This is a genomic window from Bifidobacterium castoris, assembly GCF_003952025.1.
In the GTDB taxonomy this organism is placed as follows: domain Bacteria; phylum Actinomycetota; class Actinomycetes; order Actinomycetales; family Bifidobacteriaceae; genus Bifidobacterium; species Bifidobacterium castoris.
On the sequence record NZ_QXGI01000002.1, the window covers coordinates 100,532 to 117,156 of the forward strand.

General features: G+C 62.7%; 14 protein-coding genes. 7 read left to right on the forward strand and 7 right to left on the reverse strand.

Features of this window, described 5'->3' with window-relative positions:
• Nucleotides 1-8: 8 nt before the first annotated feature.
• Nucleotides 9-941: a LysR family transcriptional regulator gene (locus D2E22_RS02650; protein ID WP_126031590.1), complete on the reverse strand. Its 933-nt coding sequence runs from the start codon at nucleotides 939-941 to the stop codon at nucleotides 9-11.
• 198 nt (nucleotides 942-1,139) lie between these two features.
• Here D2E22_RS02650 and D2E22_RS02655 point away from each other — a divergent pair, with 198 nt between their 5' ends.
• Complete coding sequence (locus tag D2E22_RS02655) at nucleotides 1,140-2,000, forward strand: aldo/keto reductase (RefSeq protein WP_126031591.1); 861 nt, start codon at nucleotides 1,140-1,142, stop codon at nucleotides 1,998-2,000.
• Between the two features lie 74 nt (nucleotides 2,001-2,074).
• On the forward strand, nucleotides 2,075-2,716 hold the full coding sequence (locus D2E22_RS02660; protein WP_126031592.1) for an NAD(P)H-binding protein: 642 nt from the start codon (nucleotides 2,075-2,077) through the stop codon (nucleotides 2,714-2,716).
• Between the two features lie 186 nt (nucleotides 2,717-2,902).
• On the opposite strand, the gene D2E22_RS02665 is transcribed toward D2E22_RS02660, so the two are convergent.
• Both D2E22_RS02665 and D2E22_RS02670 read right to left on the reverse strand, forming a co-directional pair.
• Entirely contained in the window at nucleotides 2,903-3,385 is a 483-nt protein-coding gene (locus tag D2E22_RS02665) for a Dps family protein (RefSeq protein WP_126031593.1), read from the reverse strand.
• Between the two features lie 87 nt (nucleotides 3,386-3,472).
• On the reverse strand, nucleotides 3,473-4,813 hold the full coding sequence (locus D2E22_RS02670; RefSeq protein ID WP_126031594.1) for a hemolysin family protein: 1,341 nt from the start codon (nucleotides 4,811-4,813) through the stop codon (nucleotides 3,473-3,475).
• A 279-nt stretch (nucleotides 4,814-5,092) separates the two neighbouring features.
• On the opposite strand from D2E22_RS02670, the gene D2E22_RS02675 reads away from it, so the two are divergent.
• Nucleotides 5,093-6,094, forward strand: a complete 1,002-nt coding sequence (locus tag D2E22_RS02675; RefSeq protein WP_126031595.1) for a DUF559 domain-containing protein — start codon at nucleotides 5,093-5,095, stop codon at nucleotides 6,092-6,094.
• Between the two features lie 182 nt (nucleotides 6,095-6,276).
• On the opposite strand, the gene D2E22_RS02680 is transcribed toward D2E22_RS02675, so the two are convergent.
• The gene (locus tag D2E22_RS02680; RefSeq protein ID WP_241218139.1) at nucleotides 6,277-6,960 is read right to left on the reverse strand and encodes a carbonic anhydrase; all 684 of its coding nucleotides are present in this window, start codon (nucleotides 6,958-6,960) and stop codon (nucleotides 6,277-6,279) included.
• A gap of 576 nt (nucleotides 6,961-7,536) precedes the next feature.
• Between D2E22_RS02680 and D2E22_RS02685 the strand changes: the two genes are divergently transcribed.
• The 4 genes from D2E22_RS02685 (at nucleotide 7,537) to D2E22_RS02700 (ending at nucleotide 13,495) form a co-directional block, all read left to right on the forward strand.
• On the forward strand, nucleotides 7,537-9,003 hold the full coding sequence (locus D2E22_RS02685) for a glycoside-pentoside-hexuronide (GPH):cation symporter (protein WP_126031841.1): 1,467 nt from the start codon (nucleotides 7,537-7,539) through the stop codon (nucleotides 9,001-9,003).
• A gap of 36 nt (nucleotides 9,004-9,039) precedes the next feature.
• Nucleotides 9,040-11,136 carry a beta-galactosidase gene (locus D2E22_RS02690; RefSeq protein WP_126031596.1) on the forward strand — a complete coding sequence of 699 codons (2,097 nt, stop codon included), beginning with the start codon at nucleotides 9,040-9,042 and terminating at the stop codon, nucleotides 11,134-11,136.
• Between the two features lie 139 nt (nucleotides 11,137-11,275).
• Complete coding sequence (locus tag D2E22_RS02695) at nucleotides 11,276-12,277, forward strand: LacI family DNA-binding transcriptional regulator (protein ID WP_126031597.1); 1,002 nt, start codon at nucleotides 11,276-11,278, stop codon at nucleotides 12,275-12,277.
• 105 nt (nucleotides 12,278-12,382) lie between these two features.
• The gene (locus D2E22_RS02700) at nucleotides 12,383-13,495 is read left to right on the forward strand and encodes a LacI family DNA-binding transcriptional regulator (protein ID WP_126031598.1); all 1,113 of its coding nucleotides are present in this window, start codon (nucleotides 12,383-12,385) and stop codon (nucleotides 13,493-13,495) included.
• A 65-nt stretch (nucleotides 13,496-13,560) separates the two neighbouring features.
• Here D2E22_RS02700 and D2E22_RS02705 read toward each other — a convergent pair whose 3' ends face one another.
• Genes D2E22_RS02705 through D2E22_RS02715 form a run of 3 tightly spaced genes read right to left on the reverse strand, consistent with a single transcriptional unit; the run spans nucleotide 13,561 to nucleotide 16,601 of the window.
• Nucleotides 13,561-13,800: a carbon starvation protein gene (locus D2E22_RS02705; RefSeq protein WP_126031599.1), complete on the reverse strand. Its 240-nt coding sequence runs from the start codon at nucleotides 13,798-13,800 to the stop codon at nucleotides 13,561-13,563.
• A 33-nt stretch (nucleotides 13,801-13,833) separates the two neighbouring features.
• Entirely contained in the window at nucleotides 13,834-15,048 is a 1,215-nt protein-coding gene (gene mmsB / locus D2E22_RS02710; RefSeq protein WP_126031600.1) for a multiple monosaccharide ABC transporter permease, read from the reverse strand.
• Complete coding sequence (locus D2E22_RS02715; RefSeq protein ID WP_126031601.1) at nucleotides 15,045-16,601, reverse strand: sugar ABC transporter ATP-binding protein; 1,557 nt, start codon at nucleotides 16,599-16,601, stop codon at nucleotides 15,045-15,047. The genes mmsB and D2E22_RS02715 overlap by 4 nt, the downstream gene beginning before the upstream one ends.
• Between the last annotated feature and the right edge of the window lie 24 nt (nucleotides 16,602-16,625).

A 16,625-nucleotide genomic window follows, 5' to 3' on the forward strand; every position in this document is an offset into this window, starting at 1 on the left:
TCGGCACGCTACCCGTGGGGCCAGCGGAGCGCCATCCGTTGCTGAATCGGCAGCGCGACGTGGCGGTCGTCGGTCAGGAAGGTCGCATAGCAATCGATGCGGTTGGCGGGATCGTCGATCGCCACCGGAGTGCGCGTGTGCGCGACGAACCGTTCATCGACGCCGGGTGACGAACGCGTGAGGTTGGAGTAGAAGAACGGGAACGCCGAATAGCGGCTGATCTGCTCAAGCGAACTCAGATTCTGCTGATACAGGAACCGCGCCCCGGGGATGCGCTGCTCGATGAGCGTGCGCCATGGGCCGATATCGGAGGCGACGATGAAGCTCATGCCGGAGAGATCGGCGAAGGTGACGCTCGGGTGTTGCGCGAGCGGATTGAAGTTGTCGATGGCGACGCCGAGGAATTCACGGCCCAGATACAGCGATTCGACGCGCGGATCGTCAATCTCGCGGTCGGTGAAGACAAGCGTCGCTTTGCGCTGCAGCAGTTCGTCGAGCGCCGCCTCTGGATCGATCAGGTCGTAGCGGATCGTGATGTGCGCGGCAGGGGGATCGGTTGCAGCGTCGGCCGCGCCGGTTGCGCCAGCTGCGGCGGTGTCGCCGCTGTGTTCAAGGGAGGCAAGGAAATGCAGCGGACCCGGTGCGACCGACGCGACGACGATTTCGTTGCGCAGGCGCGCGTCGCTGCGGACCGTCTCGACGAAACGCGCATAGTCGTCGAGCAGCCGCGACGCCTCTTCGGCGGCAAGCTCGCCGGTCGGCGTCAATGACAACCGGTTCCTGGCGCTGCGGTCGAACAACGTGACGCCGAGGTCGCGCTCGAGCTTGCGCATCGCGCGCGTCATCGTCGGCTGCGTGATGCGCAGTTCGTCGGCGGCTGCGCTCAATGTGCCATAGCGGTGGAACGCGACGAGTTCGCGCAATGCCTCCATTTCGATCATGATCGCCGCCTCCCTGAGGAATCGTCGGCGCCTCCCCGGTCCTTTTCCGCAGGCGCCGGACGCACTATGCACCGGACGCATAACAGCATCAATGATAGGCATTGTACTTCGCGGAACGAGGGCTTTACGATGCTGGGTGAACGCGGAAACGGACGACGGATCCGCATAAGACAACATAAGGCGAAATGGGGAACGATCATGCAGTATGTGACGTTGAATGATGGCAACACGATGCCGCAGCTCGGCTTCGGCGTGTTCCAGGTGCCGGACCTCGCGGTGTGCGAGCAGGCGGTCTCCGACGCGCTCGCGACCGGCTACCGGCTGATCGACACGGCGGCCGCATATATGAACGAGGAGGCGGTCGGTGCGGCGATCGCGAAGAGCCCGGTGGCGCGCGAGGACATCTTCGTGACCTCCAAGCTGTGGGTCGACCACTTCACCTACGAGAAGGCGAAGCAGGGCATCGACGATTCGCTGCGCAAGATCGGTCTCGACTACCTCGACCTGTATCTGCTGCATCAGCCGTACGGCGACGTTGCCGGTGCGTGGCGCGCGCTTGAGGAGGCGCAGCAGGCCGGCAAGATCCGCTCGATCGGCGTCTCCAACTTCGCGCCGGACCAGCTGATCAACCTCGAGCTGATGAGCAACGTGAAGCCCGCCATCAACCAGATCGAGGTCTCCCCGTGGCATCAGCAGAAGGATGAGGTGCGTTTCGCGCAGGAGCAGGATGTGCAGGTCGAGGCCTGGGCGCCGTTCGCCGAGGGCAAGCATCACATCTTCACCGATCCGACGATCGCGCAGATCGGCGCGAAGTACGGCAAGTCAAACGGCCAGGTGATCCTGCGCTGGCTGCTGCAGCGCGGCATCGTCGCGATTCCGAAGTCGGTGCACAAGGAGCGCATGGAGGAGAACTTCGACGTCTTCGACTTCGAGCTCAACGGCGAGGATATGACGACGATCGCCGACCTCGACAAGCACGAGAGCCAGTTCTTCGACCACCGCGACCCGACGGCCATTGTGAACATCTTCGGACAGAGCCTGCGCGCGTTGCGTTCGTGAACGGTGCGCCCGCGCGGATGCGCGGGCGCACGAAAAACTGTGATTGTTTTCGGAAGGACGGATCAACAACAACTATGGCAACATATACGATTCTTGCGGCGACCGGCCGGATCGGCCGTATGACCACGCAGTATCTGCTTGAGCACGGTGATGCGGACCTCGTGCTGTTCGGGCATGACGCCGCCGAACGTCTGAGCGCGTTCGCCGGTCCGCGCGTGCGCTTCGTCGACGGCGATCTGAAGGACTCGTCAGCGGTCAAGGACGCGGTGCGCGGCTCCGACGGCGTGTTCCTCGCCTATGTGGCGACGCCGGACATCATGGTGCCGCTCATCAAGGATCTCGATGAGACCGGCGTCAAGCGCTTCATCGCGATGTCCGTGCCGGACGTCTATCAGGAGGTGGCCGGCACGTTCCAGGCGTGGTACCGTGAGCACACCGGCCTGGTGTGGAAGACCAACTACGTCGACACCGTCAACGCGATCGAGAACTCCGATCTCGACTATGTGATCCTGCGCACGACGTGGCTGTACGACAACCCGGCCAAGATCGACGTGGATGTGACGCGCAAGGGCGAACCGTTCAAGGACGCGCAGATCACCCGCGAGGCCGTGGCCAAGTTCGCGGCCGAGCTGCTGACTGGCAAGCAGGACTACCATCGTGAAAGCCTCGGCATCGGCGAACCCGGCACCGAATGGGCGGCTCCGACCTTCCGTTGAGTTTCGACTGAGCCGTTACCACCCGGACGCGTCGCGTTCGTTTGGCTTGGATGGCCTGAGTTCAGGGTGAATGGGTGCGGCCCGGACGTCTTCATGGGAAGACGTCCGGGCCGCACCCATTCACCGGTGGCGTCTATTGCGATGTTCCATGTGAAACATCGCATCCCCGCCGTCTGAACCGATGGATCAGTCGATGAGGAACGAGCGCATGAACCACTGGAACTGCTCGAGCTTCTGTACATGGTCCTGGATGATGTTGCTGCTCACGAAGTCGAGGTCGTCGAGTTCGGCGACGGCGGTGCGGTCGGCCTTGATGAACGAGTCGTAGTACTTGTCGAGCGCGCGCAGATAGTCGAGCGTGTTCTGGCGGCCGTCGAGTTCGAACTTGTCCCAGGTGCGGTAGCGCACGATGTCGTCGGGGCGGCCGGAGGGCGAACCGCCGAGCGCGGCGATGCGTTCCGCCGTCTCGTCGGCCATCGCGAGCACTTCGTCGACCTGCGGGTCAAGCATCTCGTGGACGGCGATGAAGTTCGGGCCGGCGACGTTCCAATGCGCATGCTTGAGCACGAGCGCTGCCTCCTGCTCCTGGCTCAGCCGCTCCTGCAGGATGCCGATGATCTTCTCCGAGGAGGCCTCGTCGAGGCCCGGGATGATGAATGACAGTGCCATTGTTCGTTCCTTTCTGATGATTGATGAGTATTCTAGTTCCGAGCTTACGTGCCGTTGCAGTGTGTTGGCTGGACGTGAGCTGTCGGCCTAACCTCTGTTCCCCTCGTCCTCTTCGGTCGCTGCGGATTCCTGATCGTCCTGTTTGCGCACTTCGATCGTTTCGATCCTGCGGCCGTCGATCTTCGTGACGGTCATCGTATAGCCGCCGTCCTCGGAGGTGTAGGTGTCTCCGACCTCGCCCATTTTGCCGGTGTGCGCGAGGAAGTATCCTGCGACCGTCTCGTAGGGGCCGTCGCTCAGTTCGATGCCGGTGAGATCGGCGAAATCCTCGATCGTCATGCTGCCATCCACTGTGGCGACGCCGTTGACGAACACGGTGCCGTTGCCGCCGGTCTTTGCGTGGTCCTCGGGAAGGTCGTACTCGTCGCGGATGTCGCCGACGAGCTCCTCGGTCATGTCCTCGAGCGTGACGATGCCGTCGGTGCCGCCGTATTCGTCGATGACGGTGGCCAGATGGATGCCGCGTTTGCGCAGCAGCGCCAGACTCGGCAGCAGTTTCGACGTGCCGGGCAGCGCGATGCCCTCGCGCGTCACGTCGGCGACGGTCATGCCGTCCGGATTCTGCACGTCGAGCAGATCGCGCACATGGACGAAGCCGAGGATGTCGTCAAAGTCCTTGCCGGAGACGGGGTAGCGGGAATACGGCATGTCGCGGACGAAGGCGGCGGCCTCGGCGAGCGGCATGTCCGCGTTGAGGAACGCGACGTCGGCGCGTGGGCGCATGACCTCGGCGACGATCTTCTCGGACGCGTCGAAGACGTCGTCGAGGATCGTGCGTTCGTCGTTCGATAGGTTCGAGTTCGAGCTGACGAGGACGCGCAGCTCCTCGTCGGAGACTTCCGATTCGGTTTCATTCGGGTCGAAGCCGAGCAGGCGGACGATGCCGTTCGTGTTCTTGCCGATGAGCCAGATGATCGGCTTGCATACCTTCGCGAACGCGGAGATCGCGGGGACGACGGCGCGGGCGATCTGCTCGTTGCGCTGCATCGCGATGCGTTTCGGCACCATTTCGGAGATGACGATCGAGCAGTAGGAGATGATGAGCGTGAGCGCGATCGTCGTGAGCGGCGCGGCCACATTGCCGGGCACGCCCCAGCTCTCTACGACCGGCACGATGAACGGGGAGATCGACGACTCGCCGAAGGATGCGGACAGGAAGCCGGAAAGCGTCACGCCGATCTGCACGGTCGAAAGGAACGTGTTCGGGTCGCGCGCGATCTTCGCGACGCGGGCGCCACGCGCGTCCTCCTGCTCCATCTGGTCGATCTGCGAGCCGCGCAGCGAGACGAGCGCGAGCTCGGTGCCAGCGAAGACGGCGCCGAGCAGCAGGAAGACGAAGATGAGCAGAATGTTCAAACCTAAAGACATGACTCAAGCGTATGTCACCGGCAGGGCAATCGGGCGGCAAAAGCCTATCTGCGATTTTGGGGTGGGTCATCCGAGAGACCGGGCCCCTAGATGTGCCATCTTTATCGCTTTTGTTCGTATATGGTGGGTTTAGCGGGTGTTTGGGGAGATGTCTCACGGAGGACCCACCCCAAAATCGCAGATACGGCCGAGCGCCTTGAAGTGTTACGATGACCGGCCTTGAAGGAGTGACGGCGAGAACCGAAGCGGTCATAAAACGGTTGTGGAACACTGTGGGAAATGGTTCAGTTATCCACATTTCCACAGATTTACCGCCATTGGTGGCATTGGGCCGAATGGCATGCTTGGGTTGCCGGTATGACCGAATCGAATCAAGCCAAGCAATTGCGGGAGGTGCGCGACGCAATGTTGCGCAGATGCGTTGAGGCGCAGTCGAAGCTCCGGTTTCCTCCGGTTTTCTGCCGGATGACGGCGTTGGGGTTGTTGGAAGTCGAGTTGCCCCGTTTGATGCGTTGTTCGGGAAGTGATGGGGATATGCGCCCGGAACGGGTGGTCGCAGGTCAGAATGCGCATCATGCGCTTGCCGGTATCCATGATGTGCAATGGAGCGGATTGATCCAAACACAGGTGGTGGCGGATGCGGTGTGTTGTACGACGGCCGAATGCACGTGGGTGATGATGGCACCGGTGCTGAGCATGTTGGAATTGGTGGTGCTAGGTGACAGCATGATGCGGCGCGATGCCGCGCTCAAACGTACATCGATCGCTGGATTCGAGCAGTATCTTGACCAATTGCGGGAACGATGCAAAAGGACCAAAGTCAAGGGATTCCGGGCATGCTGCAAAGCCCTGAAGCTGATTCGCGAAAATACGGATTCATCGATGGAGAGCCGCGTGCGCGTCACGCTCGATCAATACGGCCTTGGTGTTCCGAATGTGAACCATCCTGTGGTGCATCCGATTACCGGACGGATGCTGTATCTGGATATGGCATATCCGGAACTGAAGATCGCCGTCGAATACGATGGCCGGTTTCATGCTGATCAGTGGGAGGCAGATGTGGAACGCCGCCGGATCCTTGACGAACTAGGCTGGGATGTCATCCAGGTCACCGCCGCTGATATGCGTACCGAAGGTGATCGGCATGCGTTGGCGATGCGCGTCGCACAACATATCGGCATCCGATTGGGGCGGAAGGTCCGTGTGCGTGCTCCATTGGCCGTGGAACAGCTCGCCGATGGCCGCCGTGCTCCGGAAGCTGCTTGGAAACGCTGGCTGTGAGCATCCGTCCGGACCCTATTTGCGATTTTGGGGTGCGTCATCCATGAGGCCCCTTCTCCAACTGCCTCTAAACCCACCATATGCGAACAAAAGTGATAAGAACGGCACGTTTAGGGGCATCGTCTCCGAGATGACCCACCCCAAAATCGCCGATACAGCCGATTGGCGGCTGATCTCGGCGCTCAGAAGCTGAGCACCTCCACCAGACCGGAATCCAGGCGGTAGCGGGCGCCCACGATCATCAGCCGCTCATGGGCGAGCGCATCGCGGATGATCTCCGAATGCGTCACCAGATGTTCGATCGTGCGCGCGATGTTGACCTGCTCGTAATCCTCGTTCGAGTCGAGGCCGGCCATTCGCGCCTGCCAGACGGACAGGCCCACGTTCTTGAGGAACTGCGAATCGGACGAGAGGATGATCTCGTCGAGGTCCTCCATCAGCTGTTCGCGCACGGCCGGCGATTCGTGCTTGTCCTCCTTGGACAGCTTCTTCACCAGTGCGTCGAGTTCCTTGACGCCCTGCTCGACGGCGGCGCAATGCTGATGGCCGAGCACGACGAGCAGGCTCACATGCATCGCGCCGACCGCGTATTCAAGCGACTGCAGCACGGCGTCGTCGATGATCTGCCCGGCCGTGCGCACCGTGAACATGTCGCCCAGACCGGCGTCGAAGATGATCTCCGGCGGCACGCGCGAATCCGAGCAGCTGAGCACCGCCGCGTCCGGATTCTGCGCGTCGATGAGCGATTCGCGCGTCTGCTTGTCCTGCCACGGATGCGTGGCGTTGCCTTCCGCGAAGCGCCGGTTGCCGGCGAGCATGCGGCTCCATGTGCTGTTCGCGGTCGTCTCTTCGGTGTGCTCGGTCATCGTGTCTCCTCTGGTCGTTGCGGTTCGTGCGTTACGGTAAATCATAGAATCTTTGGGATCGATGGATTGTTCACCGTGCGCAATCGGCGCCTGCGCGTTGCCGTATGGGCGTGCCTCAAGGCCATATGCCGCGGTGCGGTGAACGTACTTGCCTGCCACAGGGGGCGGCGTGTGATGCCTTCATTCCGTATGGCAGGCGGTCGTTGGTTACTGAAACGGTGTTGCGGGGTCCGGCGCGACCGGACTCGTGGGCCTCCTTCGGCGATCGGCATGCTCGTGCGCGCCGTGTCTCTGAGCGGCTGTGGTTTTGCACCGGCGAGGCAATGATTTTCCGACACGCCTAAATTTGTTTAGTAAAGTTGGTAAATGGTAGAGTACGTGACATGACCGGTGCAGCGCAGTGCCGATCACGCCAACCACCCAGAACGGCATCGGGCATGACATCAGGAATGACGCCACGGCTCACGCCAGACATAACGTCGATATCGCAATGGAGAGAACAACATGATGAGTGCATCCAGCGAGACGGCGCCGAAGCCGCCGGCAATGTCAGCAACGTCCATCAAGGGGAGCGCCATGCACAGCGCGATGGGAACCGGTCCGCAGGCGCGAGCGCAGCGGCGCCGCGCGCGCCGCCAGAAGATCTGCTTCGCCCTCGGCAACCTCGGCCAGTCCGCGTTCTACAACGCGATGAGCACCTTCTTCATGACCTACGTCACGACCGCGCTGTTCGTGCGCGTGGACAAGGGCGTCGCGGCCCGCATGATCGCGCTGATCACGTCGTTGGTCGTCGTCATCCGCATCGCGGAGATCTTCCTCGACCCGATCATCGGCAACATCGTCGACAACACGCGCACGAAGTGGGGCCGTTTCCGTGTCTGGCAGTTCATCGGCGGCATCGTGCCGTCCGTGCTGCTCGTCGTGGTCTTCAGCGGTCTGTTCGGACTCGTCAACGTGAACACCACATGGTTCATCACGCTGTTCATCATCACCTTCGTCACGCTCGACGTCTTCTATTCGGCGCGTGACATCTCCTACTGGGGCATGATTCCGGCGCTGTCCAGCAACTCGCATGAGCGCGCGGTGTACACGTCGCTCGGCTCGCTGACCGGCTCGATCGGCTACAACGGCGTCACCGTCATCGTCATTCCGATCGTCAGCTACTTCACCTACCGGTTCACCGGCGAGCACGTGCAGGGACAGTCCGGATGGACCGCCTTCGCCGTCATCATCGCCGTGCTCGGTCTGCTCACCGCCTGGTCCGTCGCGTTCGGCACCCGCGAAAGCTCAAGCAACCTGCGTACGAAGGAGGAGCATTGCGGTCCGCTTGACGCGTTCAAGGCCATCGGGCGCAACGACCAGCTGCTGTGGACCGCGCTGAGCTACCTGCTGTACGCCGTCGCCAATGTCGCCACGACCGGCGTGCTGTTCTACCAGTTCACCTATGTGCTCGGCACTCCCGAGCGCTTCGCGATCGCCGGCGTCATCCCGGTCGTCACCGGTCTTGTCACGACGCCGCTCTATCCGATCCTGAACCGGCGCATTCCCCGCCGCTGGCTGTATGCCGCCGGCATGGCGCTGATGATCGCCGCGTATGCGATGTTCATCATGGCGCCGCGCAACCTTGCGGTCGTGCTCGTCGCGCTGTGCCTGTTCTATCTGCCCCAGCAGACCATCCAGATGACCGCGATTCTGACGATGACCGATTCCATCGAATACGGCCAGCTCAAGACCGGCCGCCGCAACGAGGCGGTCACCTTGAGCGTGCGTCCGATGCTCGATAAGATCGCGGGCGCATGCTCCAACGGCATCGTCGGCTTCGTGGCCGTCGCCGCCGGCATGGTCGGCACCGTGTCCGCCTCGGACATGACCCCCTCGAACATCCATACCTTCACGACCTGGGCGTACATCATCCCGTCCGTGGGCATTGTGCTCAGCCTGCTCGTCTTCCTGCTCACCGTCCGCATCGACGAGAAGAAGCATGGGGAGATCGTCGAGCGGCTCGAGGCCGAATTCGCCGAGAACGGCGACGTCAACGCCTGACGTCCGATATCCGATACCGATCAGAAAGGAACAATCATGACCGCATGCGAAAGCCCGATCGCCACCAAGCCGCGCCGCGTCCATCGTTGGCCGCAGCCACTGCCCGGCGACGACGTACGGATCTGGTACGGCGCCGACTACAATCCCGACCAGTGGCCGGAGGAATACTGGGACGAGGATGTGCGCCTGATGACGCAGGCCGGCGTCAACATCGTTTCGCTGGCGATCTTCTCGTGGGCCAACATCGAGCCCGAGGACGGCGTCTTCACCTTCGACTGGCTCGATCGCATCATCGCGAAGCTCTATGCGGCCGGCATCGCCGTCGATTTGGCGTCGGGCACGGCCTCGCCGCCGATGTGGCTGACCGCCAAGCATCCCGAAGTGCTGCCTCGCGACGAGCGCGGCGACGTCGTCTGGCCCGGCGCGCGCCAGCACTGGCGCCCGACGAGCCCGGTGTTCCGCGAGTATGCGCTGCGTCTGTGCCGGCAGATGGCCGACCATTACCGCGACAACCCCGCCATCGTCTCCTGGCATGTGAGCAACGAGTACGGCTGCCATAACCGTTTCGACTATTCGGATGACGCGATGCGCGCGTTTCAGGATTGGTGCCGCGCGAAGTACGGCGCGATCGAGCGGGTCAACGAGGCATGGGGCGCGAACTTCTGGTCGCAGCGCCTCAACGGGTTCGACGAGATCCTGCCGCCGCGCTACATCGGCGACGGCAACTTCACGAATCCGGGGCGTCTGCTCGACTACAAGCGCTTCAGCTCGGACGCGCTCAAGGAGTTCTTCCGCGCCGAGCGCGACGTGCTGGCTTCGATCACGCCGGACATCCCGATCACGACGAACTTCATGGTCAACTCGTCGCAGAGCACGATGGACTATGACGATTGGGGCCGCGAAGTCGATTTCGTCTCGAACGACCATTACTTCACGCCGGGCTCATGGCATCTCGACGAGATGGCGTATTCGTCGTCGCACGTGGACGGCATCTCACGCAAGGAACCGTGGTTCCTGATGGAGCAGTCCACGTCCGCCGTCAATTGGCGCGGGCTCAACCCGCGCAAGGAGCCGGGACAGCTGGTGCGCGATTCGCTGCTCCATCTGGCGATGGGCGCGGATGCGATCTGCTACTTCCAGTGGCGGCAATCGCGCGCCGGGGCCGAGAAATTCCATTCGGCGATGCTGCCGGTCGCAGGCGAGGATTCGCGGATCTACCGCGATGTGTGCGAGCTCGGCTCCTATCTGCACGATCTGGCGGACGTCGTCGGATCGAAGGTGACCGATTCGCCGGTCGCCATCGTCTACGACGTCGAATCGGTATGGGCTGCTGAGCACGCGACGGTGCCGAACCAAGCGGTGCAGGGGTGGAGCGAGCCTTTGGACTGGTTCGGCGCGTTCGCGGAATACGGCATCCGCGCCGACGTGACGCCGGTGCATGGCGATTGGGACACGCATGAGGTGGTCGTCATCCCGTGCGTCTATCTGTTCGGCGATGAAACCGCCTCGCGTCTGCGCGACTTCGTGGCGCAGGGCGGCAAGGCGATCGTGACCTATTACAGTGCGATCGCCGACGAGCACGATCGTCTGTTCCTGGGAGGATGGCCCGGACTCATCGGCGATGTGGCCGGCGTGCGCGTCGAGGAGCACTGCCCGTTGGGCGATCGGTTCGCCGGTGCGCTCGACCATCTGGATGTCAGCAATGGCGCCGTCGTGCATGACCTCGCCGATGTCATCACGTCGGTCGCCCCCGACACGCAGGTGCTTGCGACCTTCGAGGCCGATGCCGTGACCGGCATGGACGGGCGCCCCGCCATCACCGTCCATCCGTATGGCGACGGCAGGACGGGCTATGTGGGCGGACGGTTCGGCAAGGACGGCATCGCGGCGAGCCTGCCGCAGCTGTTCGCCGCGATGGACGTGTTCCCGGACGCCGCTGCGGCGGACGGCGACGTGCTGCGTGTGACGCGCGCGCAGGCGGACGGCAGGGCATACGAATTCGTGTTCAACCGTCGGCGTGAGGCGGTCACCGTCGATATGCCGCGCGGCGAGGCGGCGGTCATGTACCGTGCGGAATCGAACGGCGCCACGGCGGTGCTGCGACCCAACGGCGCGATCGTGATCCGCCGCTGATCGGTGCGGTGGCGCCGGCATCGATGACCGGTGGCGGGTGCGACGCATGGGCCGCAGCCGCCACCGGTCATCGATGCCGAGGCGCTATGATTGGTAAAGTAGTTTACTAATCAGGGATGCCGAGCGGAGTGAGGTGACGATGGCGACACGTAAGGAGATCGCTGCATTGGCGGGAGTGTCGCAGGCCACGGTGTCCCGTGTGCTGAACGGGGACGCCTCGTTCAAGATCAAGCCGGAGACTCGACGGCGCATCATGCGGGCGGCGGCCCAACTGGGGTTCGCCAATGTGCCGATGCGCACCATCGCCGTGCTTGACGTGCATCCACAGGTGGAAGGACTCGAAGACGAGTATTTCCAAGCGCTGCGCAAGGAGGTGGAGCAGGTGGCGCGCAATCAGGGGATGACGCTCACCTACTTCGAGGATGCGGCGCAGCTCGTCGCCGGAGCCGATGATTATGACGGATTCCTCGCAATCGGTCCGGGACTGATCGAGCCCGAGGACCTGGAGCGGTTGCATGAATCGTTGCCGTACGGGGTGTTCATGGACACGAATCCGGCTCCGGCCTGGTTCGATTCGGTCCAACCTGATCTGAGCCAATGCATGCTGGACGCGTTGGACGCCTTCATCGATGCGGGGCGTCGGCGCATCGGGTTCATCGGCGGCCGCGGGCTGCTCATGGGCCTGCACAGCTACAAGGAGGACATCCGCTCGATGGCGTTCGTCGATTGGAGCGAGCGGCTGGGGCTCGATAATCGCGATCTCGTCTACGCCCATGGGCCGGTCACCGTGGACAACGGACGGGCGTTGGCCGAGCGCATGCTGGAGGAACACCCCGAAGGCGACCGTCCGGACGCCATCATCGTGGCGACCGACCCGATGGCGGTCGGCGTGCTGCAGACGTTCGCGAGCGCAGGGGTGAAGGTGCCGGACGATATCGCTGTCATCAGCGTGAACAATCTGCCGATCGCGCAGTATACTGCGCCTCCGCTGACCACTTTCGACATCGACCGGCACGAGCTGGTGTATGCGGGGTTGGAGACGCTCAAGGACGCAATCGCGCGCAATCGCACCTGCCGTCATCATCTGCTGATTTCGGCCGCATTGGTGCCTCGGGGGAGCTTCACCCCCGCAGTTGGGTGACGGAGGGCGGACTCCGTCGGCCGCCGCGGGGTCATGCGTTAAGGTACATCATGGAAGTTTTGAATACAGCGCGCGTTCCGGTGCGCGCAATTGCAGGAGGTGGCGATGGTCGACCGCAAGGGGGCGAAGCGCCCTTCGATTTTTGAAGTGGCGAAGCTTGCGGGCGTGAGTCATCAGACCGTCTCGCGTGTGATCAACGCTTCTCCCAATGTCTCGCCGGCCACTCGCGAGAAGGTGGAGCGCGCGATCGCGGAATTGGGGTACCGGCCCAGTAATTCCGCGCGCTCGCTGGCGTCGAACCGCACGCGCACGATCGGCATGATCGCGGGCGGCCAGCGGTTTTACGGCCCGGTGACCGCATTGGCGTCGGTTGAGGCGGTCGCCCGCGCCCACGCGATGTTCGTTTCGGTGGCGATGGTGCATGAGGCGGAGTGCACTCAGCAGGAGTTCGATGACCTGTGCGGCATGTTCATGCAGCAGGGTGTGGATGCGTTCATTTTCCTGACCCCCACCGATGAGATGTTCCAGATGGCGTGCCGTGCGAAGGTGCCGCAACCGTGCGTGATCATCACATCCACGCACGGCGGCGTGAGCGTGGGCGAGGGGATGCGCATGCTCGACGCGCGCGGCCGCCGCCGTGTTTCGCTTGTGGGCGTGGATCAGTGGGGCGGCATGGCTTCGGTGATGCGGCTGATCCGTAAATACGGCCACCGTAATGTGCTGTTTTTCGCGGGCCCGGGCCAGTGGCGCGATGCGCGCACGCGTCTGCTGGCGTGGAACAAGCTGTGCGCGGAGAACAAGATGAATTCGGTGACGGTGCAGTGCGGCGACTGGGAATCTGCCGATGCATACCGCCGCATGAACCATATTCTCGACAATATCGGGTCGAACGGCGGCCGCTTGCCCACATGCGCGGTGTGCTCGAACGACGTGATGGCGATCGGTGTGATCCGTGCGCTGCATGAGCACGGCGTGCGTGTGCCCGACGACATGAGTGTGACCGGTTTCGACGACATTCCCGGCATGAGCAACATGTACCCGCCGCTGACCACGGTGCGTCAGGATTTCGATGATCTGGGCATGATGGCCATGAAGGAGGCGCTTTTTTTGATGGGCGACGGCGATGAGCCCGGTTATCCGGCTTCGTACCATGGCGTGGGGTTGGTGTCCGCCGACCTGATCGTGCGTCAGTCGGTGCGTGCGGCCCCGCACAGGTGATGCATGAATAGGCGGTGATGCCCCGTGGACCACGGAACATCACCGCTCGGGTCGCCGCATCATGCTCATTCGGCGCGTTCGTTCGTGTTGTGTGGGGGCCGCACCTCCTTCGTCTTCCAGCCGAGCACCGCGTTTACCGCGCAGTACCCGGTGACGATGATGAGGCAGATGCTGAAGATGACATTCGACCAGCTGAAGAGCTCGCCTGCATTGTTCGCTTCCACGCATGTCTGGACGAGCCAGATCGCGCAGGCCGTTGCGGTCAGAGCGTAGAGCCGGGCGCGTGCCGTCGGTGTGATGTTCATGATATGCCTCTTTCGTTGATGGTGCGGCGGGGTTCAGCTCTTCTTGCGCTTCGAGAGGATGTCGACGGCCACGGCGCCCAGCAGCACGAGGCCCTTGATCGTCTTCACGACTGCGGTGTCGACGCCCATGATGGACAGGCCCTGATTGATCACACCCATGACGAGTGCGCCGACCACGGCGCCAGGAATGGTTCCGACGCCGCCGGTGACGGCCGTGCCACCGATGAAGCAGGCCGCGATGGCGTCCATTTCGAATTCCATACCGGCCTGTGCGGTGGCGGAGGAGAGCCGTGAGAGTACGCAGACCGCGGCGATGGCCGAAAGGAGACCCATGTGTACAAAGAGCGTGAAGTCGACGCGCCTGGTGTTGATGCCGGAGAGGATGGCCGCCTTGCGGTTGCCGCCCACCGCGTACACATGGCGGCCGAACACCGTGCGGGTGAGGATGAAGTTGTAGATGAAGACGAGCACGCCCAGAATGACGAGCATGATCGGGATGCCGCCTTGGTCGGCGTTGCCGGAGAGGGCCAGCAGATAGGTGACGAAGCCGATGAGCAGCGTGGCGATGACGATCTTGGTCACGGTGAGCGCCATGGGCTCGGGCGTGAGACCTGCCTTGGACACTTTGCCGCGGCGGCGCAGCTGACTCCACGCGAAGAGCGCGATGCATGCGATGCCGACCACTATGGTCAAGCCGTCGAACGGCCCCCACCATCCAAGCAGCTGCGGCAGGTAGTTGCGGGCGATGCCGCGGAACTGCGGCGAGGTGATCGGCACGGATTCGCCGACGATCACGGTGGCCAGTCCTCGGAAGATGAGCATGCCCGCCAGGGTGGTGATGAAGCCGGGGATGCCCACGTAGGCCACCCAGAAGCCTTGCCAGCAACCGATGATCAGGCCCACGATGAGCGAGATGAGGATCGCGAGCATCCAGTTGACGCCCTGCCGTTCCATCAATATGGCGCATACACCGCCTACGAACGCCACGATTGAGCCGACGGACAGATCGATGTGCGTGGCGATGATGACCATGACCATGCCGATGGCGAGGATGATTACGTAGGCGTTCTGCTGGATCAGCGAAACGAAGCTGTTGGGCTTGAGCAGCACGCCTTTGGTGAGGATCTCGAAGACGAGTACGATCACGACGAGCGCGCCCACGATGCCGTATTGCTTTGAATTGTTGGCCAGTGTCGCGAGGAGTCCCGCGTCCTTCTTTTCTGCCGGGGCTGCATTGACGGTGCTCATGATGCAACCACCTCCTTCTCCTTGGTCATGCCTTTCATGAGATATTCCTGGGTGAAGCCGTTCTTGCGCACGTCATCGGTGACGACGCCTTGGCTGACGGTGTAGATGCGGTCGCAGATGCCGATGAGTTCCGGCAGCTCCGACGAGATGACGATCACGGCCTTGCCGGCGTCGGCCAGCTGGTTGATAATCTCGTAGATCTCGTATTTCGCCCCGACGTCGATGCCTCGCGTCGGTTCGTCGAGAATCAAGATGTCGGGGTCGGAGATGACCCATTTCGCGAGCACGACTTTCTGCTGGTTGCCGCCGGAAAGCGTGCCGACATTCACGTCAATGCTGTTGCATTTGATGCGGAAGTCGCGGCGGTATTCCTCGACTTCGCTCTGTTCGGCGCCGTCGTTCATGATGCCGTGCGAGCTCATCTTCTCCAGTGACGCCAGGGAGGCGTTCTCGCGGATGTTCTGCAGCAGGTTCAGGCCGTAGGCCTTGCGGTCCTCGGTGGCGTAGGCCAGTCCCGCGCGGATTGCCGCCTGCACGTTGGGCAGGTGCACCTCCTTGCCTTTGACGAACACCTTGCCCGAGATCCTGGAGCCGTACGAGTGCCCGAAGAGGCTCATCGCCATTTCGGTGCGTCCGGCGCCCATGAGCCCCGCAAGACCCACGATTTCACCGGAATGCACGTTGATGTTGGCGTGGTCCACGATCACACGGTTCTGGTCGAGCGGATGGTGGACGGTCCAGTCCTCGAGGCGCAGGTATTCCTCGCCCGGCACGTTGGACTCGTGGTTGGGGTAGAGGTTGGTGAGCGAGCGTCCCACCATCTTGCGGATCAGCTCGTCCTGATCCAGCGGCGTTTCCGGGGTGACGAACATCGTGCCCACCGTCGCGCCGTCGCGGATGATCGTCACATTGTCCGCGACGGCGGCGATTTCGTTGAGTTTGTGGCTGATGATGATGCTCGTCACGCCCTGCTCGTCGCGCAGCTGGCGCACCAGGTCGAGCAGGTGGGCGGAATCCTCGTCGTTGAGCGCGGCGGTCGGCTCGTCGAGGATCAGCAGTTTGACGTTCTTCGACAACGCCTTGGCGATCTCCACGAGCTGCTGCTTGCCCACGCCGATGTCCATGATCTTGGTGTCGGGGTTCTCCGGCAGGCCCACGCGCTTGAGCAGCTGCGACGCCTTGGCGCGCGTCTTGTCCCAGTCGATCACGCCGCCCTTCGCCTGTTCGTTGCCGATGAAGATGTTCTCGGCGATCGAAAGGAACGGACTGAGCGCGAGCTCCTGGTGGATGATGACGATGCCATCGGCCTCGGAATCCTTGATGGTGCGGTACTTGCACTCCTTGCCTTCGAAGGTGATGGTGCCTGAATACGTGCCATGCGGGTAGACGCCCGAAAGCACGTTCATCAGTGTGGACTTGCCTGCGCCGTTTTCGCCGCAGATCGCATGTATCTCGCCGCGTTCCACCGACAGATCGACGCCGGAGAGCGCTTTGACCGGACCGAAGGTCTTGACGATGTCGTTCATCGTCAGAATCGTGCTGTTGCTTGGCATGCCGATCTCCTTCCCCTTCAGGTG